This window comes from Cobetia sp. UCD-24C (genome assembly GCF_001306765.1).
GTDB lineage: Bacteria > Pseudomonadota > Gammaproteobacteria > Pseudomonadales > Halomonadaceae > Cobetia > Cobetia amphilecti.
The window spans coordinates 1-20,704 of the sequence record NZ_LJTD01000008.1 but is presented as its reverse complement, the minus strand read 5'-3'; the positions used below and the strand labels follow the sequence as shown (position 1 = coordinate 20,704).

The following is a 20,704-nucleotide window of genomic DNA, read 5'->3' as shown; positions in this document are numbered from 1 at the left end:
CTTATATTTCCTGTTCGAGCAGATCGGCAATACGCAGAGACAACGCCGCGATGGTCAGGGTGCAATTGACCGACCCGACGGTGGGCATGCTGCCGGAGCTGGCGACAAACAGATTGTCATGGCCATGCACTCGGCAATCGCGATCCACCACGGAGTCTTTGGGGTTGTCTCCCATCAGGGTCGTACCGCAGATATGCTGGTTGTTGGAGAACTCATCACGAAACGCGATGTCGGTGCCTCCCATCAGCTGAGCGATACGCGCATATTGTTCACGGGTATGCGCGGCGCTGCGCTTGACGTAATCATCGATAGCATAACGGAATTCCGGGCGCGGCAGGCCGAGAGCGTCACGTTTTTTTGACGGCGTGATGCGATTGGCGGCCTCTGGCAACAGCTCGTGGAAGCTGTCGAACTGCACATAGCGACTGGCGCGGTTATCGATCTGCGCCTGCAGATCCGCGCCGAGCCTGAGCGGTGTTTCCGACAGTACCTCCGTGGTCATCTGCTGCGTGCGGGCAATGTTGGACAGGTGCAGCTTCTTGGACGCGAAGTCCTTGCGGAAGTCGCCGTCGCGCCAGGTGATGATCGAGGTCATCTCCTGAGGGCCACGCCCGGCCCACAGCGGCTCATCGGCCAGAAAGCTCACCCCGGTGCCGGGATGGTCCATAAGATGCCGACCGACCATGTCGTTCTGGTTACCCACCCCATCGGGGGTATGGGCGTTGACCGACATCTGCATCAGCTTGGGGGTCTCGATGCCATTGGCCGCCAGCACCACCCGCGCCGCGCTCAGGCGATGCTGCTTGCCGTCGGGGTCCAGATAACGCACCTCGCGAATCTTGCCGCTGGCGTCGCTTTCCAGGTGATGGACGATGGCATTGTCGATCAGTCTGGCACCGGCACGTTCGGCCTTCTCGACATGGATGATGCCGGAATACATCGCGCCGATCGGGCAGATAGGCATGCAGTTGTTGTTGCCGCAGCAGGTCGGGCGCTCATCATAGGGGCGGCTGTTGCGCGCCACCGGCTCGGTGACCATGTCAAAGCCGTGGGGACTGATGCGCTCGCTGACCCGCCGCTCGTTCCACGACAGCGGCAGAGGTGCCATCGGATACTCGGCGCTGCGCGGGCTGCCCAGATCGACATCATTCGGCCCCCAGACACCCAGCGCGACCTCGGCCCGGAAGTAATAGTCTTCCAGGTCGTCATAGCCGATCGGCCAGTCGCGCCCGACGCCATACTCGCTCTTGAGCACGAAATCACTGGGCAGGAAACGCCAGGAAGACGCCGCCCAGTGCCAGGTAGTGCCACCGACCGCGCGAATGTACTGGGCGTCGTAGGCCTGCTCGCCCTTCTGCACCAGATAGTCGGCATTCTCGCCGTAGAGCATCGGATGGGGCGCTGCCTTGCTGGCAGGATAGGGCCCCATGAAGTCCATCTTGTTGGCCTGGTTGCGGAAGCGCTCGACGATCTGCCAGCGCTGCATGCGCGGGCCTGCTTCCAGCATGATGACCGACTTGCCGGCCTCGGCCAGGCGATGTGCGATCAGGGCACCGGCGACACCAGACCCGACCACGATCACATCGGCATCATACGCACGGGATTCCTCGGCCATGCAGGATTCTCCTCGGGAAATTGGGAACAGCAACAGGGGCGGTCAAGACGCCCCTAGAAGGTCTGGCATGCAGGCGATGTCAGGAGCTGAGGTCTAAGCACGGACTCAAGGCCCGACCATCCGCCACGCGCAAGCCTGGGGAGAAAGCGTGCCCACTCAGGCCTTGGGTGCCTCTGCCCAGAACCCCGGGCGATTGGGGCAATAGGTACGCACCACCTGCACATCGCGCGGCCCGGCATACATGCCAGCGCGCTCGAAGGCGATGACCTCGGCGGCGGGGTCACTGATCGACCTGCCGACCGTGCCCAGCATCCAGGCCTGCAGCAGACGGCGCACCAGCGCCATCTCGCCGTCACTCAGGTCTTCCTTTTTCACGTACTCTCGCGACTCGCCCAAGGCCAGCAAGCGGCTCTTGAGGGCCGGCAAGCTGCCGACACCGGGCACTCCCTCGGCCGGAATTCTCGCCAGCGCCTCGAAGTAGCGCTGGCCCAGCCGCTCATCCAGGGTCTTGTCGCTGAGCAACCAGCGCGACAGGACCATGAACGTCGCGAAGGCACTGTCATCCTGCGTCTGTTGCTCGTCAGCGACCGTCTCGGCCAGGGCCTGAAGGGACAGGCCGCCGAACACGGCAATGCCTGCCCCACCGAGCCCCAACTTCAATAGCTGGCGACGTGAAGGATCAGTAGCGCTCTGGGATGTCGACATGCGGCCCTCCCGGACAATGAATGGTTCACCCGACGCCAGCGCACCGCGCGCTAGGCGGTAATGCCATCTGAGCTGCACTCGAACAGCACACAAGCAGACCTCGAGCGGTTTTGAACAGCTCTTGCGCAGCCCTTGCACAGGGTTTGATGAACAGCATGGTAACAAGCGCCATCACGTTATAGACAAACGTATAATGAACAAGAAGTTCCTGTTTAAGCAACTCCAGAGGCATGCTTCGCGCAACCCAGCCCACTCACGGGTAAACGCTTGCTGCTGGCCTACTGACAAGGGTCGGTCGAAACCGCGAGAGTTACCAGCGGATGCCCACGGATGCCGATGCCTGACGGAAGAGTCACCCGCGCCTGTCTCCCGCTCGCCGACAGTTCCCTGACTGTGCTTGTCGCAGTAGGATGTGGGGCAAAGGCAGTAGCTGTGGCCAGACTGGCTCGCTCACGAGCCGACGCCCGCGCCGCCCATCACTCGACTTCAGGGAAGACTCGCCATGCTTCGTCACTTGCGTACTCCGCTTGCTCTATTCATGTGTACCGCCGTTCTTGCCGGGTGTGAAAGCGCCTCGCGCATGGCCGACAGCATTTCCCTTCCGGACTTCGGCAGCACCACTGCCTCCGAGAACGATGATCAGCGCGTCAAGCGGACAGTGGCCTTTCCGGAGGCGGAGTACGCCAAGCTCGACAAGACGGGAACCTCGGTCATCAAGGGCCGCATGTCCTATGACTGGCAGGGTCAGACGATCCATGCCAACCGGGCCGGCATCTCCATTGCCCCCGTCACCACCTACTCCGCGGAAGCCGCGGAACTGGCACTGGCCGGCAAGACGGCAGAGCGCGCCGACCCGCGTGCCCAGGCCTATACCCATATCGTGCGCACCGACAGCAATGGCTACTTCAATGCCACCGGCCTGCCCGCCGGCACCTTCTATGTCGCCGGCGTCATCAAACTGCCCGATGGCACCCGCAGCCCGCTCATCCTGAGCCAGGTGCAGGTCGGGCGTGGTCAGACACGCAATATCGAACTGAGCCGCTGAGCGTGCTGAGCCCAGACTCCCGCGAGCCCCAGGCCTGCCACCCTGAGGGATGATCGACGAATGACCACGACACCATGACGGCACTCTCGTTACGTTCCTACACGCCACGCGCCGATGTGCATGATCACGAATATCCGCAGCTGGTGCTGCCGATCCGGGGCCATCTCGACATCCAGGTCGGCGGCTACACCGGTACCGTGGTCACCGGCGAATGCGTGATCATCCGCTCGGGCGAGACCCATCAGTTCCAGGCCCATGACGCGGCACGCTTCATCGTCGCGGACCTGGACTACCTGCCCGACAATCTCGCCGCTACTCGGCGCGTGGTGTTCTCCATCAGTACCCTGCTGATGAACTATCTGCTGTTTCTCGAAGCCCAGCTCCAGGGCAAGGTCGATGCCCAGATCGACCGTCTGGCCATCGAGCTGTTTCTGGGCCTGCTGGAGCGGCAGACCTGCGACAAGCGTGTCGATCGGCGTCTGCTCAGAGTGCTGGATGTCATGAACGAGCAGCTGGATCATCCGCATGACGTGGCATCATTGGCGGCCCTGGCGCATCTGAGTCCTACCCAGTTCCACAAGATCTTTCGTGACAACCTGGGCGTCAGCGTCAAACAGTACCTGACAGCCCGGCGCATGGAGCGCGCCCGTGCGCAGTTGATCCATTCCGACCTCAGTGTCCAGCAGGTCGCCGAGGCAGTGGGCTATCAGAACCTGTCGGCCTTCACGCGGCGCTTCTCTCACCATTTCGGCATGACGCCGCGCGAGATGACTCGCCAGTACTCCAGCCTGACCATCTCCAGCTGAGCGTCTTCCCCTGACCTTCTTCAGCACCTCTCCCGCCCTTGTCACGGCGTTTCAGACGCCTGCTGGCTCACTTGGCTGTCTCCAGCAGAACGAAGCGTAGTTTCAGCACAATATCGATTCGCAATGAAGCGTAATCTCGTGGTCACCGAATCACCTTTCATTGCGAGCCATCAACCATGCAACACCGCATCGCGAACGCTTCGCTCTCCCCGCTGCTCCAACGTCAGACCGGCAACCTGTGCGTACTGCTGGCTGCCTGCCTGTGGGGAACCACCGGCACGGCCGCCCACTTCAATCAGGGTGTGAGCCCGCTGGCCACTGGCGCCTTCGCCATGGGGGTGGGCGGCGTACTCCAGGCCATCCTGTCACGCCGCCACCTTCGCGCCGAGGCACACAAGCTGCTCGCACAGAAACATCTGGTGGCCTGGGGCGCTCTGTTCATCATCTGCTATCCCCTGGCCTTCTACTCGGCCATGGAATACACCGGTGTCGCGATGGGCACCGTCATCACCATTGCCACGGCCCCCTTGGCAGCCGCCGCACTGGAATATCTGCTGGACCGCAAGAAGGTCACTGCCAGCTGGTATGTCGCACTGACGCTGGGAATGATCGGCGTCGCGCTGATGGCCATCGGCGAGACCGCGTTGCCTGAGGCCACGCCACTGCTGGAAGCGCGTGGCGAGGAGGCAATGCTAATGGATGAGCGCAAGCTCATCGGCATCATCCTGGGGATCGTGGCCGGCGCAAGCTACGCCACCTATTCGCTGCTCGCCAGACGCATGATGTTGCAAGGCACCCACGGGCGTGCGGCGATGGGCTGCCTGTTCGGCACCGCCGGTGTGGTGCTGCTGCTCGGCCTCGGAGCCGCCAGCCTCATCCACGACCCGCGCCTGTTCGCCACGCCGGTGAATGCCAGTGTCGCCATCTACATGGCGCTGATTCCCATGCTGCTGGCCAGCCTGGTATTCGGGCGTGGACTGGCCAGCGTGCCCATCAGTCGCGTCACCATGCTGACCATGTTCGAGCCGCTGGTGGCAGGCGTTCTGGCGGTCGTGGTGGTCGGCGAGCAGTTCACCATGATGGGGGCGATCGGCATGCTGTTGATCATGACCTGCCTGATGCTGCAGCTTCGCTCCCGTGCCCCCAGGACCCCGACGGCCAGTCCGCAGCCAGCGCCCACCGCATGGGCAAGGGCCTCCCACGCATCACGACGCCCTGACCTTGAGGCAGAGCGGGCGTCTGATCTGGAGATTGACCTGGCGACGGGGCTCTGGACTGGCAGCGATAGCGGGCAGGAGTCCGTTTGCGAAAGCGTCGCAATGCTCGACTACCCCACAGAGAGCCAGCACGGCTGGTCCCATGCGGCAGTGGAGTCCGGCGACAGGACACCACGTTGAACGGATCTCACTGAACTGGCCTCACTGAGCCGGTTGCACTGAGCTGACGACGGGGCGCATACCGCAGTGACTCGCCGCGTTGTCGTGATCATGACAGAAAGTGGTTTCAGCACACTCTGCGTGCTCGCGGCATGCATGGCGAGCCGACGAGAAAGAGCGCACCTCCCACGCCAAAGGAATACCTGGATGACAACGATCTCTCCTCTGACTACCCAACCCTCGAAGTCGGGAGTGCTGGGCAGCCTGGCGGTGCTGTTTGCGGCGCTGCTGTGGGGCACCACCGGCACGGCGGCCCACTTCAATCAGGACGTCAGTCCGCTGGCGACCGGTGCCTTCGCCATGGGCGTTGGTGGCCTGCTTCAGGCAGTGATCGCACGGCCCAATATCTTGGGCTGCCTGGGCCTTTTGATGGCGCAGAAGTGCCGGGTATTGCTCGGCGCCGTATGTGTCGTCATCTACCCGCTGGCCTTCTACTCCTCGATGCACCTGGCCGGCGTTGCCATCGGCACGGTGATCACCATCGCCACGGCACCCCTGGCGGCCGCGATACTGGAGCGCCTGTTCGGCCACCATCGACTCACGCCAAGCTGGTATCTCAGCCTCGCGCTGGGCATCGCCGGGGTGGTGATGATGGCATTGGGCGAAACGGGCCATCAGGGCATGCCGACGCCCCTCGCCGCGGGGCAGAGTGCTGACGGTCGCCTTGCCTTCACTGATGAACTGGCGCGCCTGGCGGGTATCGCGCTGGGCATCATCGCCGGGGTGACTTACGCCGCCTACTCGCTGATCGCACGGCGCATGATGGAAGGTGGTATCCACGCTCGCGCGGCCATGGGCAGCCTGTTTGGCGTCGCCGGCATCGCGCTGATCGCAGGCCTTGGCCTCAGCATGCTGGTAACAGACCCGCGCCTGTTCGCCACCCCCGGCAACGCAGGCGTGGCACTCTACATGGCACTGGTACCGATGTTCCTCGGCTATCTCGCCTTCGGCTACGGCCTCAAGACCATCGCCGCCAGCAAGGCCACCCTGCTCACGCTGTTCGAGCCGCTGGTCGCTGCCCTGCTCGCCGTCACCATCGTCGGCGAGCATATCGCCCCGCTCGGCTGGCTCGGCATGGTACTGATTGCCGTCTGCCTGGTGATTCAGGTGAGGCCGAAAACGATCTGAAGAATGCCTGGAGCCTGAACAACAGAAAGCCCCAGCCTGAGGATCAGGCTGGGGCTTTCTGTGTTACTGGGCATGAGCTCTCGGCCTCACGCCGTCTCGATCACTCGCCGTGAAGAGCGCGCGACGTCAATGCGAGGCAAGCTCGGCGGCATCGACTTGCGGCGTTATGCGACGTACGCCCTTGGCATCCTGCGCGTAGGCACGATGGCGCACATCCCAAAGCTCCACAGCATGCTGGATGTTGAGCCAGAACTCCGGCGTATTGCCTAGCGAAGCCGCCAGCTTGATGGCCATCGGGGCCGTCAAGGTCCCCTTGTCATGTACGATACAGTTAACTAATCCCTAAGCAACAGCAATAGAAACTAGCTAAAATTATAGAATGACAAAATTTTCCATACAGTTTACCTTGATAATTTACGACTCATAAAAAATATGCTAAGGAAGTAGTCACATGTTCGAAATCTCGCCCATGGAAGAGCACAAAAATAAAACCAAACAATTAGCCCAAGAACTATCACCCAACACTTTATTGGACTGGCTCCTAACTACAGGGTATTTTCCAGAAGAGTATGTACTTCCTCCATGTTTCAAAGTGAAAAAAAAGCCACAAAAAGTTAAGCCATACAAAAATCCTAAGGCTGACGGGACACACTATAATCTAGACACAGTTGAGCGTATAGATATAAAATTTCCTATAAATGAATACTCAGATAGAACATTCAGTATCATAAACCCCAAGATACATCACGATATAGCACAAGAAATCGCTACGAACTGGGACACTTTATTAGATCGGCTAATACCAGAAAATAGTGACATCTATAGCTATAGCTTCCCGCTTCCGCTAGTTTCTGAGCCATTTGGAACCAACATATCAGAATCACGCTCGGGGAGTATGATTTTTAAATTCCTTGAAATGACGGAAAACGACTTAACATCTGCTGCATACAATTTCAAAAGTATTGTAAAATTAGATATCAAAAACTTTTACGGCTCCATATATACTCATAGTATAGCTTGGGCTATTCATGACAAAGAGTTCTCAAAAAACCACAAAAATGATTTTAATTTTCTTGGCAACAGACTGGATAAATTATTTCAGCATGCTAGCGATGGACAAACAAATGGAATTCCGGTTGGCCCAGTAGTTTCAGATATAATATCGGAACTAATCGCCTCATCCATAGATATTGGAATATCTAAAAAACTGAAAGAATATGATATTACATACAAAGCCGCGAGATTTAAAGATGATTATAGATTCTTAGTCAAAAACGAAGCTGATGGAAAAGTTATTATCAGCACAGTATATGAAGCTTTGAGAAGTTATCAACTTGAGCTTAATGGTGCGAAAACAGAATTTTTATCTCTACCATCTGGCTTATTCCGACAATGGGTCTCTAAATATCATTTAGCCACAAAAATAGCAGACGAAAATTATACTTGGCTAGAATTTCGAGAAACCTATTTATCAATAATATCCATCGACAAGGAATACCCTAATACTGGAGTTGTCGATAAGTTTCTATCCGATATAGTCAACCCTGACGGCAAACTTAAGCTTGAACTAAATGATAGAAACACTAAAAAAACAATAAGCATGCTCCTTATGCTAGGAAACCTTAGAGCAAGAGCATTCCCCAAGATAATAGCGATTATTGAAAGTATATACAGAGAACAAACACAAGGCGTGCCGACAACAGAAATAACTCAATATTTATACTCCTATCTGGAGGAGCTTACCCGCGAGCACAATAAAAACAACTATTTAATTTCCTGGCTAGCCTATTTTTTAGTAAGCAATAAATTGATGAAGAAACAAGTCAAAAAATTACATACAAATGACTTGATTACTAAATGCATCATACAAAATAAAAACCATCTTTTTGAAAAATATTCTGACTTTATACTCTTCGAAAACAGCATATCATCTGGAGAAAAAACGAGCTTATTAGAGCACCTTAAACTGTTCAAAAACAAAGATAAAGAAGAGGATAATGAAGGAGATTTTTTCTGGTATTAGCCCAACGTTAAACAAAGCCACGAGATAGGCATGAGTTATTCTATCTCGTGGCAATTGTAAATTAATTTTTACTTTATGCCGCCGTCTTGTCGGCCAGTTCGACCTTGGCAAGCTTGATCAGCCCGCCGTAGACGACGAAGGCGACCACGACACCCACGACCGGCGGCATGAAGGGGGAGCTCCAGGCACACAGGCAGGCGATGGCGTAGGCGGCGAGGCCCGGCCAGTGGTAATCCACCTTGGGCATCTCGGCGAGACGCGGATACTGGCCTCTGTGGCCGAGCCAGAAGTTGGCCATGATCACGCCGCCGATCGGTGGAATGAAGGTGCCGAGCAGAATCAGGAACGGAATCAGCCACTCATACATGCCGAGTACCGCCAGCACCGTGCCGATGGCCGCGCCGCCCAGGGTGACACGCTGACGATGCGGTGTGCGCAGCAGGTTGCAGCCGGCGATGGCGAAGTTGTAGATGGTGTTGTCCTGGGTGGTCCAGATATTGAGAAACAGCATCAACACCGCGAGGCTGACCAGCCCTTGGGCAATCATCACATCGACGATATCAGCCTGCTGATAGATCATCGCGCCGAGCGCACCGGTCAGCACCATCAGACCATTGCCGACGAAGAAAGCCGCCAGCGTGGCGATCACGGCAATCTTCGGCGAGCGCGCGAAGCGGCTCCAGTTGGTCGCCTGGGTGCCGCCACTGATGAAGGTGCCGATCACCGCGGTAATGGCGGCCGTCCAGCTCATGGAATCCGTCGGCGTCAGTGCCGCAAGGCCTGCCACGCCACCGACATCGACCATGCCGGTGTAGAGACTGAACAGGATGAACAGCAGCATGGCCGGCACGGCGATGCGCGAGAGCATGTCCAGCCCGCGATAACCGATCATCGCCGTCAGACAGAAGGCGAAACCGAAGATGACCATCAGCGGCGTGGTCAGCCACTCCGGCAAGCCGAGCGTCTTGACCAGCACGATGGCGATGGTCGCGGTGCCCCAGGCGTACCAGCCGATCTGGGTGAACCCGAGCACGAAGTCAGACAGGCGGCTGCCCTTCTCGCCAAAGCACAGCCGGCCCATCAATACCGAGTTGAGGCCACTCTTGCAGGCGATATAGGCCAGGGCGGCGGCGTAACCGCCGAGCAACAGATTGCCGATCACGATGATCCACATCAGCTCATTGAGTTCGAAGGCCGCGCCCAGTGACCCACCCGCCCACATGGTGGCGGTAAAGAAGGTGAAGCCGAGCAACACCATCGAGGTGGAGAGCAGTCCCCGTCGTGCCGAGGCGGGCACTTCGCTCAAGGGATAGTCATTGCCTGCGGCCGAAGCCAGCGGTGAGGTCTGTGAAGTTGATGAGCGGTCATCTGCCATGCGGGGTATCCCTCGGACTCGTGCATCGCGCCGAGTCTCTTCGTGTGAGGCCGTGTCAGCCGGAGTTAAGGTGCCATGCTCTCTCGCCACCTGGCAGGTAGCTCTCATGGAACGCTGCGCTTGACGGGCAGCGCGTCGGTCGATGAGAGCCTGCCAACCGCTGGCGAAGTGCGGATGAGCGGGACTGGCGGTCGCCACCCTACCACCACGCAAGAAACGCGCCAGTCCTTGAGATGCCCGCGTACCTGTCCGCGGACTGCCCGGCACCATAACTTGTCCTTGGCGTCAGGATCCCGCGCTGGAGGGGGTGTGAGGCAGCCATTTGCGCAGCAATGCCCTCTCTGACGTATCGCTTGCGTCACTTGGCCGGTGATGGCGCAAGATCCCCGTAAGATGCCCTCAATATGGCAGTGATCCACAAAAACGCCACGCGGCGCACTCTTTCAGTGCAGCGCGTGGCGTTGATCGCATCGTCCTTCCCTCACGTCATAACCTGACGCCGAGTGCAGGATGCAAATTTTTTTCAGACATTCCCGGTCAGAGGGGCCTCAAGCGCTTGCCAGCACTCCTTCACTGGCATTGACCTCTTCGCTGTCCATCAGACGCAATCTGACAGGCACCGATTTCGAGGCCGGCGTATTGCTGCGCGCATCACGGTGATCCAGCGGAATCAGGTCATTGGTTTCCGGGTAATACGCTGCCAGACAGCCGCTCGGGATATCGTAGGCCTTGAGCTTGAAGCCGGCCATGCTGCGCTCGACACCATCCTCACTCACGGTTTCCATACGCACGCGCTGGCCCTCGGACAGGCCGAGCGTTTCCAGATCCTGCGGGCTGATCATCACCACCATGCGCGTCCCGTAGACGTCCCGATAGCGGTCATCATTGGAATAGACGGTGGTGTTGAACTGGTCATGGCCCCGCATGGTGCTGAGCAGGAAGGTACTGTCCATGTCCAGCGTCTCGTGGGTGACCTTGTCGAGGCCCTGTTCATCGGTGCCAAGTCCCTCGGGGAACAGGAAGTTGGCGCGCCCGGAGTCGGTGTGCCAGATGCGCTCGCGCGGCGCGATGCGGATGTGGAAGCCACCCTGCGCCAGGCGAGCATTGTAGTCCGGGAAGATCTGCGGGAAGACCTGTTCGATACGGTCGCGAATGCGCGCGTAATCCGCCTGCAACCAGTCCCAGTCCAGGGTGGGATGCGCCGGCAGAGTGGCCTTGGCCAGCTGACAGGTGATGGCGATCTCGGAGTGCAGGCTGGCATCCGCCGGCGCCATCACGCCGCGCGAGGGCGAGACATTGCACATGCCGTCCTCGACACTGGTGGTCTGCTCCGCGCCCTTGCCATCGGCGCCGGCCTGCAGGTCACGCTCGCTATGGCCGATCGTGGGCAGCACCCAACCATGCTTGCCGGGGTGCAGGTGGCTGCGATTGAGCTTGGTGGCGATATGCACCGTCATGTCCATCTCGTGCACCTTCTCGACCACGCGCTTCTGATCGGGAATCGCGCGAAAGAAGTTGCCGCCCATGCCGATGAAGGCGCGTACCTCACCGCGCAGAATCGCCTCGCAGCATTCAGCGACATCATGGCCGTTCTCGCGCGGACACTTGATGTCGAAGACGCGATCGAAGGCATCCAGCATCGCGCCGTTGGGCAGGTTCTCGATACCGACGGTGCGATCGCCCTGCACGTTGGAGTGGCCGCGCACCGGACAAGGCCCGGCGCCCGGCTTGCCGATATTGCCGCGCAACAGCAACAGATTGACGATCTGCTGGATGGTATCGCCACCCCGCGCATGCTGAGTGATGCCCATGCCCCAGCAACAGATCACGCGCTCGGCCTCAAGATAGGTCTGCGCCGCCTGCTCCAGTGACTCCCGTGACAGGCCGGACATCTCGACCAAATCCTGCCAGTCAAGCTTGCGGCAGTGATCGGCGAAGGCCTCGAAGCCGTGGGTGTGCTGGGCGATGAAGTCATGATCCAGCAGCCCCACCGCATGAGGATTGCGCTCACGCAGCGCATCGTCGGCCTCGATCACGTACTTGCACATCGCCTGCACGGCAGCGAGATCCCCGCCGATGCGCAGTTGATGGTACTGGGTGCTGATCTCGACGCCCTTGCCGCTCAGCATGTCCCTGGGCGATTGCGGGTCGGCAAAGCTCACCAGCGCCCGCTCGCGCAGAGGATTGAAGCTCACCACCTCGGCACCACGGCCACGCGCCTCGTGGAGATCGCCCAGCATGCGGGGACTGTTGGTGCCGCTGTTCTGGCCGAAGATGAAAATGGCATCGGCCTGCTTGAAGTCCTCGAGATTCACCGTGGCCTTGCCGATGCCGATGGATTCCGGCAGTGCCCGCGAGGTGGTCTCGTGACACATGTTCGAGCAGTCGGGGAAGTTGTTGGTGCCGTACATGCGCCCGAACAGCGAGAACAGGAAGGCCGCCTCGTTGGAGGTGCGCCCCGAGGTATAGAACTCGACCTGGTTCGGGTCCTCATACTGCTTGAGACGCTCACCGATCTCGGCGTAGGCCGCCTCCCAGCTGGTGACCTCGTAACGGTCCTGCTCGGCGTTGTAGCGCAGCGGGTGCGTCAGGCGCCCTTCCTTCTCCAGATGATGATCCGTCCACTCGCGAAGCTGGCTCACGGTGTTCTGAGCGAAGAGTTCATCGCTGACGCGCTCACGCGTCGCCTCCCACGCGAGCGCCTTGGCACCGTTCTCGCAGAAATTGGCCCCCTTGGGCTTGTCACCATTCGGCCAGGCGCAGCTCGGACAGATGAAGCCATCCGGCTTGTTAATCTTCATCAGGCTGACATGCCCGGCGATCGGCAGGTGCTCCTGCCAGAGGAAGGTCTCCACTGCCTTGAGCGATGGCCAGCCGCCGCCCGGCGGACGATCAAGCTGGCTGCCGGAAAGCTCGCGGGAAAGGTCAGGCGCATGGGAACCCTTGTGGCCGAAGGTGCTGGAAGAAGCGGGCCGGGACGTGGGCGCGTCGTGTGACATGTCAGAACTCCTGCGCGGTGCGTGCTCGATCAAGAAAGAGAAAGTAGCAGGCGAGATATGAGCGATACCTCATCTCTTGCTCTCGCGCGGGGGATTTTCAAGGGGATCCGGCGTTGCGCCCTTGAAGTTCTTTCGATCCGCCACCAGAGTTGTACATACCTGACACAATGAGCTCGAGAAAATGCGCTGACACGGCGAGACCCTGACAGACGTGAGCCGTCTTCTGGAAAGCTGGAACTCCAAAGCTTGAAGTTAGAAAGCTGAAAGTCCGGCAAGAAGAGAGACAGGCCACGCGTCTCGCCCAGCCACTCAACACGCCAGACATGATGAGGAGCTGGAACATGACCGTATTTGAAGCCCTGCGCGAGACCCACGACGAACAGCGCCGCCTGCTGGACATGCTGCTCAAGACCGAAGGTGACAGCGAGCCTCGCGATGACCTGTTCAAGCGCCTCAAGGAATCGCTCACCAACCATGCGGGAGCTGAGGAGCGTGCGCTCTACATCCCGATGATGGAACACGACATGACGCAGGAGAAGGCGCGTCACAGTGTCGCCGAGCACCATGAGATCGATGAGCTGGTCGAGAAGCTCGAGGCGACCGACTACAGCTCACCGGGCTGGCTGGCCACTGCCAAGCAGCTCGAGCACCTGGTGACCCACCACCTGGATGAGGAAGAGCAGGAAGTCTTCCAGCTGGCAGGCCGCGTCTTCGATGACGCCACCAAGAAGCGCCTCGCCGAGGAATATCACCAGGACATGAAGGCACGCGAAGCGGCCTGAGCCAGAATCCAGCATCGGGCCTAGTTGAAAGCGCTTGGCGCTGTGACAGGCTGAACGCTATCGATAAGCGCCGATGAGGCACACCAAAACGGGCTGACCACATCATGTGGCCAGCCCGTTTTGTCATGCGTTCACCCTGCGGTGAAGGCGATGCCGTCTCTCAAGGCGTGTGTCATAGCAAATGAGGCGAAGAGTCATCCATCACCTCATCAGCAACGAGACACTTAGCTACTTGCGGCGCGGCGGGCGTGCGGCACCTTTCGATGCCGGCTTTCTGCTCGAACTGCCTGAGCGCTTGCCATTGCCTTTCCCGGCCTTCGGCCTGGCATCAGGTGCCTCGGAGCGTCCTACGTAACGCGCGATCCAGATCGTGTGCTTGGCCCCCGAGGTGCCATGCGCGTAGACCTGACGCGCCTCGGCCTTGAAACCGGCTCGCGACAGGCGCTGCGAGAAGCGCGCATCGGCCGTGGCCGACCACACCGCCAGAATGCCGGCCGGGCGCAAGGCCTTGGCACACACCGCCAGCCCCTCAGCACTGTAGAGCCAGTCGTTGTCATCCGCGGTCAGGCCTTCCGGGCCATTGTCCACATCCAGCATGATGGCATCGAAGCCGCCGGGCGCTTCACGCAGCACCTCGGCCACATCGCGATTCTCGACTGTCGTGCGCGGATTCCGAATCGGGTAGCCCGCCTTGGCCCCCAGCGGGCCGTCATTCCAGGCCACCACTCCCGGCACCAGCTCGGCGACGACCACCTCGGCATCGGCCTTGAAGTGCTTGAGTGCGGCGGCCAGCGTGAAGCCCATCCCCAACCCGCCGATCAGAACGCGCTGCGGCGCCGAGGCCGTGCCGCGACTCTTGAGCAGACCGGCAGGAATCTCAGCCAGCGCATCTTCCGAACCATGCATGCGGGTATTCATTAGCTGCCCGCCCTTGCCGCTCTCGATCTTGATGACGAAGTCCTCGCCATACTCGAACAGACACAACGAATCCGTCGTGCCGGGAATCGGCGCGGTATCGAGCAGCACAAAGCGTTTCATGGCACATCCATAGAAGGAAAAATGATCATCTGTCAGGTGGCTTCGTGGCCATCCTGACTATATTCAACATGACGGACATCTGTACGACATGGGAGAGCGTTAGTCTAACAGTCAGAACCCCGTGGCAGGTATCCGCCTGCGCGAAGGCATGAAGTTTCGCGAAAGCACGATAAAAATGAGAGCATGCGCACATCAAGGCTGGAAGATATTCGCGAATTCTCTAATACTAGCTTTTGAAGAACGCAACACCGTCGTAAAGCAAAGACTCTCAGCACGAACACTCTCAGTACGAGCTGTCACCGCAAGACCGATGACCGCTGCGCCAAGGAAAGCGCAGCGGTCACGCCGGCAGATGGGCAAGCCCCACCGCCGTCGAGGCAGTGTGACACCTGAAGTAGCACCCAAGATTCCGACTCATCGGAACCCGAAAAGAGGATATTTCGATGCCGCATACCCACCCGGAGCGACTCGCGACGATCAGTGCCAGCCAGGTCGAGGAACACTTTCGCGATCTCCATCCCATCGTGGCGTTGGTCTCAGCCACTCGGCTGCTGCAATTCCTCGAACGGGAAGGTCTGACACTGCATGCACACCGTGCCCTGTGCGCCAGCATCATTCGCAAGGCATTGCCCAGCCTCGAAACCGGCCCCGGGCATGATCCTGCCAATCTGCCGAGCCTGCACGGAATAGAACAGACCGAGAAAAGCGAGCCGCGTGTTCCGCTTGCGCAGGCCATGGCAGCGGGCGCCAGTACGCCAGCCACCATGCATGACAAGCATGAGGATATCGCCTCCTGACAACCGTCAGGCTTGCCGATGACGAGACATTCTGACGCCCAGCTCCGTTCACACGGGGCTGGGCGTTTTTATATCGCTAAACAAGAAAATAATGATCAAGGGGGTTTAATCCGCAACGATCGTCCACAGATCTGTGGGTAGACGTTCAGCGTCTGAACGCGCAGCAGCGCATTCACGATCAACGAACCGGAGGTGACGGCATGACTCAGCAACAGCCCCCACAGCATCAGAACCATCAACCGGGCGATGAACATCGCATGGACCCCAAGCCCGAGTACATCCGCGAGAGCTATCGCGGCAGCGGCAAGCTGCTGGGCAAGGTGGCAGTCATCACCGGTGGTGACAGCGGTATCGGTCGCGCCGCCGCCGTGCACTTCGCACGCGAAGGTGCCGATTGTCTGATCACGCACCTGGGCAGTGAAGAAGTCGATGCGCAGGAGACCATCCGTCTGATCGAAGCCGAAGGCAGACGCGGACGCCGCATCGCAGGGGATATCGGCGACCCGGCCTTCTGCCGCAAGGTCGTCGAGGGCGCGATGGAAGAATTCGGACAGCTCAATATTCTGGTCAACAATGCCGCTGAGCAGTACGACTGGGATGACGTGACCGAGATCGATGACGAGCAGATCGAACGCACCTTCAAGACCAATCTGTTCAGTCACTTCTACATGATCAAGGCCGCCGTGCCGCACCTCTCCAAAGGTGATTCCATCATCGCCACCTCGTCCGTCAACGCCTTCAAGGGCAATGACAGCCTAATCGATTACAGCGCCACCAAGGGCGCCATCCAGGGGCTGGTACGCTCACTGTCCGGCACGCTGATGGACCGCGGCATTCGCGTCAATGCCGTCGCGCCCGGCCCGGTGTGGACTCCCTTGATCCCCGCCAGCTTCGAGGATGAAAAGGTCGCCAACTTCGGCCAGCAGGTACCGATGGAACGCCCCGGCCAGCCAAGCGAAATGGGCCCGGCCTACGTCTATCTGGCCAGCGAAGACTCAAGCTACATGACAGGCCAGACGATTCACCTCAATGGTGGCGTCGTGCTCAACACCTGATCGCAGCCCTTCAGCACACACCTAAGTAGCAAGCCGGGTGTGATGCGACATGCTCGATACGAAACAGGCCGCCCCATCTTGGGCGGCCTGTTTCGCATAGAGGTCTGCTCATGGAAGACGCGCCGCGCCTCAGCGCTTGTGCCGCGTTCACATCACCTCTGCTCTCCCCGCCAGTATCAGGCCCTGCTGTTTGTCCGTATCAGTCATTTCAGTCGGCTGAAAGCCAATAGCCTCTCTATTCTGGTAGCAGCCACCGGCATTGCCTGTGGACAGGACTGAGCGTTACCCGCTCTGCAGGAGGCAAGCATGTCCAAGCTGATTCTTTCACTGGATGGCGGCGGCATACGCGGGGCGGCCACCGCGCAGTTTCTGATGCGTGTCGACGCGACACTCAGAAATGACCACCAGACCAGCCTGCGAGAGCGGGTCGATTTCTATGCGGGCACCAGTACCGGCAGTCTGATCGCGCTGGCGCTGGCGACCACCAACATGAGCCTCGAGGACATAAGCGGGCTCTACAGCGCGACCAGCGCCAAACAGATCTTCGCCGACAACCGCGGCTGGTTCGAACTCGATGGCATCAATGCGCCCAAGTACGAGGCCAAGGGCAAGAGCACGATGCTCAAGAAGCACCTCGGTCAGGCCAAGCTCAGGGATGTGCCCGCTGGCAAGCAGGTACTTGTCGTCACCTACGGCATCGAGCGACGCCGCCCGCATGTCTTGAAGTCGAGCAAGCGCGAGCATCACAAGCTGCTGGCCTGGCAGGTCGCGGACGCCTCCAGCGCGGCGCCGACCTACTTCCCGACCCGCGACATGAAGCTCGGGCCGGACAACGAGCAGACCTGGCTGATCGATGGCGGCGTCATCGCCAACAATCCCACCATGTGCGCCATCGCCGAAGCCTGTCGCCTGTGGCCGCATGAGCCGCGTCGCGTGCTGTCGATCGGCACCGGAACACGCACGCGCAAGATCAATGGCCCGGATTCCCAGCACTGGGGCGCAGTGCAGTGGGTACTGGAAGGCAGCCTGATCGACGTGCTCTCCGATGAGAAGGTGGTCGGCTATCAGGCCATCACCATCTCGCCGCCGGGCAGCTACATCCGCGTCAATGCCGAGATGCGCCCACAGCCCGGCATGCTCAAGGCGCCTGATGACGCGATGGACGACATCAGCACCACCAACATCAAGCATCTGAAGGCCATGGGCGATTTCTGGTTCGAGCAATACGGTGACGCCGTGGTGGCCCTGATCACCGACCGCTATCAAGGCCCGTCGCTGGATCGCATCGACCCCCTCACCGGCCGGCCGCAAGCCTATCAACCGCACTGACCAAACCTTTCACACATTGCACTCGGAGACGTCTGTCAGCGATTTTGCTACTCTGCGCTGCCGTGCTTCACGCTGACCCGAGTTTATTTAATGACATATGGCACACCGCAAGACACTCGCATTCGCCCCGCCACCTCAACATGGCGAATGCTGGTAACTCTCACTTTATCTCTGGCGATTCTCGTACCCACTACAGCGCAGTCAGACGATGATATGCGCTTTGACCAGCCGGAAGCCTTCGCCACCCTGAAGAAGGCGGTCAGCTATTTCGATGAAATGGATACCTTGCCGGAAGAGGCCTGGATCAGCCGCGATCAAGCGTCTGCGCGCAGCGATATGGACGAGATGATCGAGGAAGCCATGCAGGCCCTCGACGTGCCACAACTCTCGACACTGCGCAGCACCTATCGCCAGGTCGAGGACAAGATTCGCGAATCGCGTAGCGAGATTTCCGAGTTGAAGGAAAAGCGCATCCTCGCGCCGGACACTGATGTCTCGACGCTGACGCGCCTCACGCCCACCGATACCCTGCGCGAATTCACCGCCAGCACGCGCGGCGATTATGATCTGCTGATCGCCGCGCATGAGAAGAACATCGCCGCCTATCAAGGCGAGCTGACCACGCTGGAAGGCAAGCTGGCCGCGCGACTCGAGGAGATCGGCATCACCCTGACGCCGGACCAGGTCCAGGTGTGGCTGTCCTCGGTGGTCGGCGATGATGTGCTGACCATGAGTGTCGTGTTCGCCAGCATCAAGTCGGCGGCCCAGCAGCTCGCCGAGCTGACCCGCGACAGCGGCGAGAACCTCGACTATGCGCGGCGTTATTACGGCATGGTCGTCATGCTTCACCGCATGATCGTGACCATGCAGCAGGACTTCATCACGCGCGTGAATGATGAGGTATTGCCGCAACTGCAAGGCTTCGCCGACGAAGCCGAGGCCACCACGCGCGAAGCTCGCACGCTGATCAAGCAAGGCGGGTCACGCGAGAGTCTGGAGAACAACATCCGCGCCAATGCGCTGACGCTCAGGACGATCAACCTGTATCGCTCGCTGGTGACCGAGCAGCGTGACCGCGTCACGACCTCTCTGACCAAGAGTCAGCGCGAGCTTGCGGTGGCAACCAATACCTATCGCACCGTCAAGCTCAGCGCCCACGTCGCCGACCTGATCCGCCAGGGCGTCAAGACCTTCGACACCCTCGCCGGCCTGCAGGTACCGGTCGCCACCAGCTTCGAGAACAGCGCCATGCGCGAGGAATTCCGCAAGCTGACCGAGCGCATGCAGCAGGCAAAATAACGCGCGCAACCAGTGTCGACACCACGCCTTCGCCCTGCCGGCGGAGGCGTTTTCAGTTGTGGCGGCGAATATCCCGCATGCTCAGAATGCTCTCCAGCGTGCGCCTCAGGCGCGCCACCTCGCTGACAAGGCTCTCGCCCGCCAGCATGCCGACCCCCAGCACCAGCCCACGTCGTGAATCCTCGCGGCTGCAGACCATGCTCAGTGGCCGCACGATCAGATGCTCCTTGACCATCAGCTGCGCGACGCGCTGGTCGTCGATCTCGGGGGCGAACTGCACGCACAGGCTGATGCCGCGCGACGGCGGCGAGACGCTGATCACGCCCTTCACCTGACACAGCTGGTCATGCACCACCTGCTGCCGACCGAGATAATCGCGCTGGATGCGCTGATACCAGGCATCCAGATCGCCATCGGCGATGAACTGCGCCAGCACCGCCTGATCCAGCATGCGCCCCTCGCGGAACACCTCGCTGCGCAGGCGGTTCATCGGCCCAGCCAGCGCGCGCGGCACCACCAGATAGCCCAGCCGCAGCCCGGGGAACATCAGCTTGGAGAACGAGCCCACCAGCAGGCGATTGCCGGAATCGGGATCAAACAGCAGCTCACCGTGATCATCACCGCTGAACTCGTAATCATCCTCGAGGATATAGTCGGGCTGACAGGCCTCGCACAGCCTCTGCTTGTCACGCCGCGAGGTGGGCACACTCAGCGGATAGTGATGCGAGCCGGTGAAGTAGGCAATCTGCACCGGCCCGTCGGCAAGCGAGGTGAGATCGTGTCCTGCCTCACTTGTCGTATCACTCGTCGTATCGCTCACCGGCCGCCACGGAATCTGGCGGGTCTCGAGGCCTGCGGCCAGGAAGACATTGCGCGCGCCCCAATAGCAGGGTGACTCCATCACCACCCGCTGCCCAGCATCCGCCAGCGCCAGCGCGCACAGCTCGATGCCGTGGTGGGTGCCCTCGGTGATGATGATCTGCTGGGTATCACAATCGATATTGCGCCAACGACGCAGAAAATCGCGGATCTCACGCTTGAGCGGACCATAGCCGCCGCTGGAGTAGGACAGCAGCAGCGCGTTGTGCGGCACCGTCACGCTGGCATACAGCTGACGCCACTTGCGCATCGGAAAGCGTGCGATGTCCGGAATACCCGGCACGAAGGCGCCACTCTGGATCAGACTCGCCCCTTGCCCGCCCAGCACCTTGCGGGCCCGCGCCGACAACGGCAGCGGTGCCGGTGTTGCCCCCGCCGCGACCCCCCCTGACT

The 20,704-nt window shown here is 59.9% G+C and carries 17 protein-coding genes; 10 read left to right on the top strand and 7 right to left on the bottom strand.

Annotated elements, in window-relative coordinates:
- Position 1: 1 nt before the first annotated feature.
- Both AOG28_RS12140 and AOG28_RS12135 read right to left on the bottom strand, forming a co-directional pair.
- Positions 2 to 1,615 (bottom strand): GMC family oxidoreductase, encoded by a 1,614-nt coding sequence (locus AOG28_RS12140; RefSeq protein ID WP_054556585.1) that lies wholly within the window; start codon positions 1,613 to 1,615, stop codon positions 2 to 4.
- 156 nt (positions 1,616 to 1,771) lie between these two features.
- Complete coding sequence (locus AOG28_RS12135) at positions 1,772 to 2,320, bottom strand: sugar dehydrogenase complex small subunit (RefSeq protein WP_082388740.1); 549 nt, start codon at positions 2,318 to 2,320, stop codon at positions 1,772 to 1,774.
- Between the two features lie 580 nt (positions 2,321 to 2,900).
- Between AOG28_RS12135 and AOG28_RS12130 the strand changes: the two genes are divergently transcribed.
- The 4 genes from AOG28_RS12130 to AOG28_RS12115 all read left to right on the top strand — a co-directional run bounded on the left by AOG28_RS12130 (position 2,901) and on the right by AOG28_RS12115 (position 6,735).
- Positions 2,901 to 3,365 (top strand): hypothetical protein, encoded by a 465-nt coding sequence (locus tag AOG28_RS12130; protein ID WP_054556583.1) that lies wholly within the window; start codon positions 2,901 to 2,903, stop codon positions 3,363 to 3,365.
- 74 nt (positions 3,366 to 3,439) lie between these two features.
- Positions 3,440 to 4,171: a helix-turn-helix domain-containing protein gene (locus AOG28_RS12125; protein ID WP_054556582.1), complete on the top strand. Its 732-nt coding sequence runs from the start codon at positions 3,440 to 3,442 to the stop codon at positions 4,169 to 4,171.
- A 176-nt stretch (positions 4,172 to 4,347) separates the two neighbouring features.
- A complete protein-coding gene (locus AOG28_RS12120; RefSeq protein ID WP_054556581.1) occupies positions 4,348 to 5,568 on the top strand; it encodes a DMT family transporter in 1,221 nt (406 codons plus the stop codon).
- 186 nt (positions 5,569 to 5,754) lie between these two features.
- A complete protein-coding gene (locus AOG28_RS12115; RefSeq protein ID WP_054556580.1) occupies positions 5,755 to 6,735 on the top strand; it encodes a DMT family transporter in 981 nt (326 codons plus the stop codon).
- Positions 6,736 to 6,861: 126 nt separating this feature from the next.
- Here AOG28_RS12115 and AOG28_RS12110 read toward each other — a convergent pair whose 3' ends face one another.
- Entirely contained in the window at positions 6,862 to 7,062 is a 201-nt protein-coding gene (locus AOG28_RS12110; RefSeq protein ID WP_268750736.1) for a HigA family addiction module antitoxin, read from the bottom strand.
- 124 nt (positions 7,063 to 7,186) lie between these two features.
- Here AOG28_RS12110 and AOG28_RS17810 point away from each other — a divergent pair, with 124 nt between their 5' ends.
- On the top strand, positions 7,187 to 8,758 hold the full coding sequence (locus AOG28_RS17810; protein ID WP_082388738.1) for an RNA-directed DNA polymerase: 1,572 nt from the start codon (positions 7,187 to 7,189) through the stop codon (positions 8,756 to 8,758).
- Positions 8,759 to 8,831: 73 nt separating this feature from the next.
- Here the strand turns inward: AOG28_RS17810 and codB are convergent, their stop codons facing one another.
- Together codB and AOG28_RS12100 are read right to left on the bottom strand one after the other, a co-directional pair.
- Positions 8,832 to 10,133, bottom strand: a complete 1,302-nt coding sequence (gene codB, locus AOG28_RS12105; protein WP_054556579.1) for a cytosine permease — start codon at positions 10,131 to 10,133, stop codon at positions 8,832 to 8,834.
- 548 nt (positions 10,134 to 10,681) lie between these two features.
- Positions 10,682 to 13,132, bottom strand: a complete 2,451-nt coding sequence (locus AOG28_RS12100) for an FdhF/YdeP family oxidoreductase (RefSeq protein WP_054556578.1) — start codon at positions 13,130 to 13,132, stop codon at positions 10,682 to 10,684.
- Positions 13,133 to 13,473: 341 nt separating this feature from the next.
- Between AOG28_RS12100 and AOG28_RS12095 the strand changes: the two genes are divergently transcribed.
- Complete coding sequence (locus tag AOG28_RS12095; RefSeq protein WP_054556577.1) at positions 13,474 to 13,914, top strand: hemerythrin domain-containing protein; 441 nt, start codon at positions 13,474 to 13,476, stop codon at positions 13,912 to 13,914.
- 228 nt (positions 13,915 to 14,142) lie between these two features.
- Here the strand turns inward: AOG28_RS12095 and AOG28_RS12090 are convergent, their stop codons facing one another.
- A complete protein-coding gene (locus tag AOG28_RS12090; protein ID WP_200906784.1) occupies positions 14,143 to 14,952 on the bottom strand; it encodes a hypothetical protein in 810 nt (269 codons plus the stop codon).
- 443 nt (positions 14,953 to 15,395) lie between these two features.
- Here AOG28_RS12090 and AOG28_RS12085 point away from each other — a divergent pair, with 443 nt between their 5' ends.
- From AOG28_RS12085 to AOG28_RS12070, 4 genes are all read left to right on the top strand, one after another.
- A complete protein-coding gene (locus AOG28_RS12085) occupies positions 15,396 to 15,749 on the top strand; it encodes a hypothetical protein (RefSeq protein WP_054556576.1) in 354 nt (117 codons plus the stop codon).
- Positions 15,750 to 15,949: 200 nt separating this feature from the next.
- The gene (locus tag AOG28_RS12080) at positions 15,950 to 16,804 is read left to right on the top strand and encodes an SDR family oxidoreductase (RefSeq protein ID WP_054556575.1); all 855 of its coding nucleotides are present in this window, start codon (positions 15,950 to 15,952) and stop codon (positions 16,802 to 16,804) included.
- Between the two features lie 306 nt (positions 16,805 to 17,110).
- Positions 17,111 to 18,133 (top strand): patatin-like phospholipase family protein, encoded by a 1,023-nt coding sequence (locus AOG28_RS12075; protein WP_054556574.1) that lies wholly within the window; start codon positions 17,111 to 17,113, stop codon positions 18,131 to 18,133.
- A gap of 213 nt (positions 18,134 to 18,346) precedes the next feature.
- A complete protein-coding gene (locus AOG28_RS12070) occupies positions 18,347 to 19,432 on the top strand; it encodes a hypothetical protein (protein ID WP_054556573.1) in 1,086 nt (361 codons plus the stop codon).
- Between the two features lie 52 nt (positions 19,433 to 19,484).
- On the opposite strand, the gene AOG28_RS12065 is transcribed toward AOG28_RS12070, so the two are convergent.
- Positions 19,485 to 20,704: aminotransferase-like domain-containing protein (locus AOG28_RS12065; RefSeq protein ID WP_054556572.1), on the bottom strand; the 1,220-nt coding region annotated here is incomplete at its 5' end.

Coding starts and splice junctions, on each gene's coding strand:
- AOG28_RS12140 (WP_054556585.1), bottom strand. CDS start 1,615: ATGGCCGAGGAATCCCGTGCGTATGATGCCGATGTGATCGTGGTCGGG.
- AOG28_RS12135 (WP_082388740.1), bottom strand. CDS start 2,320: ATGTCGACATCCCAGAGCGCTACTGATCCTTCACGTCGCCAGCTATTG.
- AOG28_RS12130 (WP_054556583.1), top strand. CDS start 2,901: ATGGCCGACAGCATTTCCCTTCCGGACTTCGGCAGCACCACTGCCTCC.
- AOG28_RS12125 (WP_054556582.1), top strand. CDS start 3,440: ATGACGGCACTCTCGTTACGTTCCTACACGCCACGCGCCGATGTGCAT.
- AOG28_RS12120 (WP_054556581.1), top strand. CDS start 4,348: ATGCAACACCGCATCGCGAACGCTTCGCTCTCCCCGCTGCTCCAACGT.
- AOG28_RS12115 (WP_054556580.1), top strand. CDS start 5,755: ATGACAACGATCTCTCCTCTGACTACCCAACCCTCGAAGTCGGGAGTG.
- AOG28_RS17810 (WP_082388738.1), top strand. CDS start 7,187: ATGTTCGAAATCTCGCCCATGGAAGAGCACAAAAATAAAACCAAACAA.
- codB (WP_054556579.1), bottom strand. CDS start 10,133: ATGGCAGATGACCGCTCATCAACTTCACAGACCTCACCGCTGGCTTCG.
- AOG28_RS12100 (WP_054556578.1), bottom strand. CDS start 13,132: ATGTCACACGACGCGCCCACGTCCCGGCCCGCTTCTTCCAGCACCTTC.
- AOG28_RS12095 (WP_054556577.1), top strand. CDS start 13,474: ATGACCGTATTTGAAGCCCTGCGCGAGACCCACGACGAACAGCGCCGC.
- AOG28_RS12090 (WP_200906784.1), bottom strand. CDS start 14,952: ATGAAACGCTTTGTGCTGCTCGATACCGCGCCGATTCCCGGCACGACG.
- AOG28_RS12085 (WP_054556576.1), top strand. CDS start 15,396: ATGCCGCATACCCACCCGGAGCGACTCGCGACGATCAGTGCCAGCCAG.
- AOG28_RS12080 (WP_054556575.1), top strand. CDS start 15,950: ATGACTCAGCAACAGCCCCCACAGCATCAGAACCATCAACCGGGCGAT.
- AOG28_RS12075 (WP_054556574.1), top strand. CDS start 17,111: ATGTCCAAGCTGATTCTTTCACTGGATGGCGGCGGCATACGCGGGGCG.
- AOG28_RS12070 (WP_054556573.1), top strand. CDS start 18,347: ATGCGCTTTGACCAGCCGGAAGCCTTCGCCACCCTGAAGAAGGCGGTC.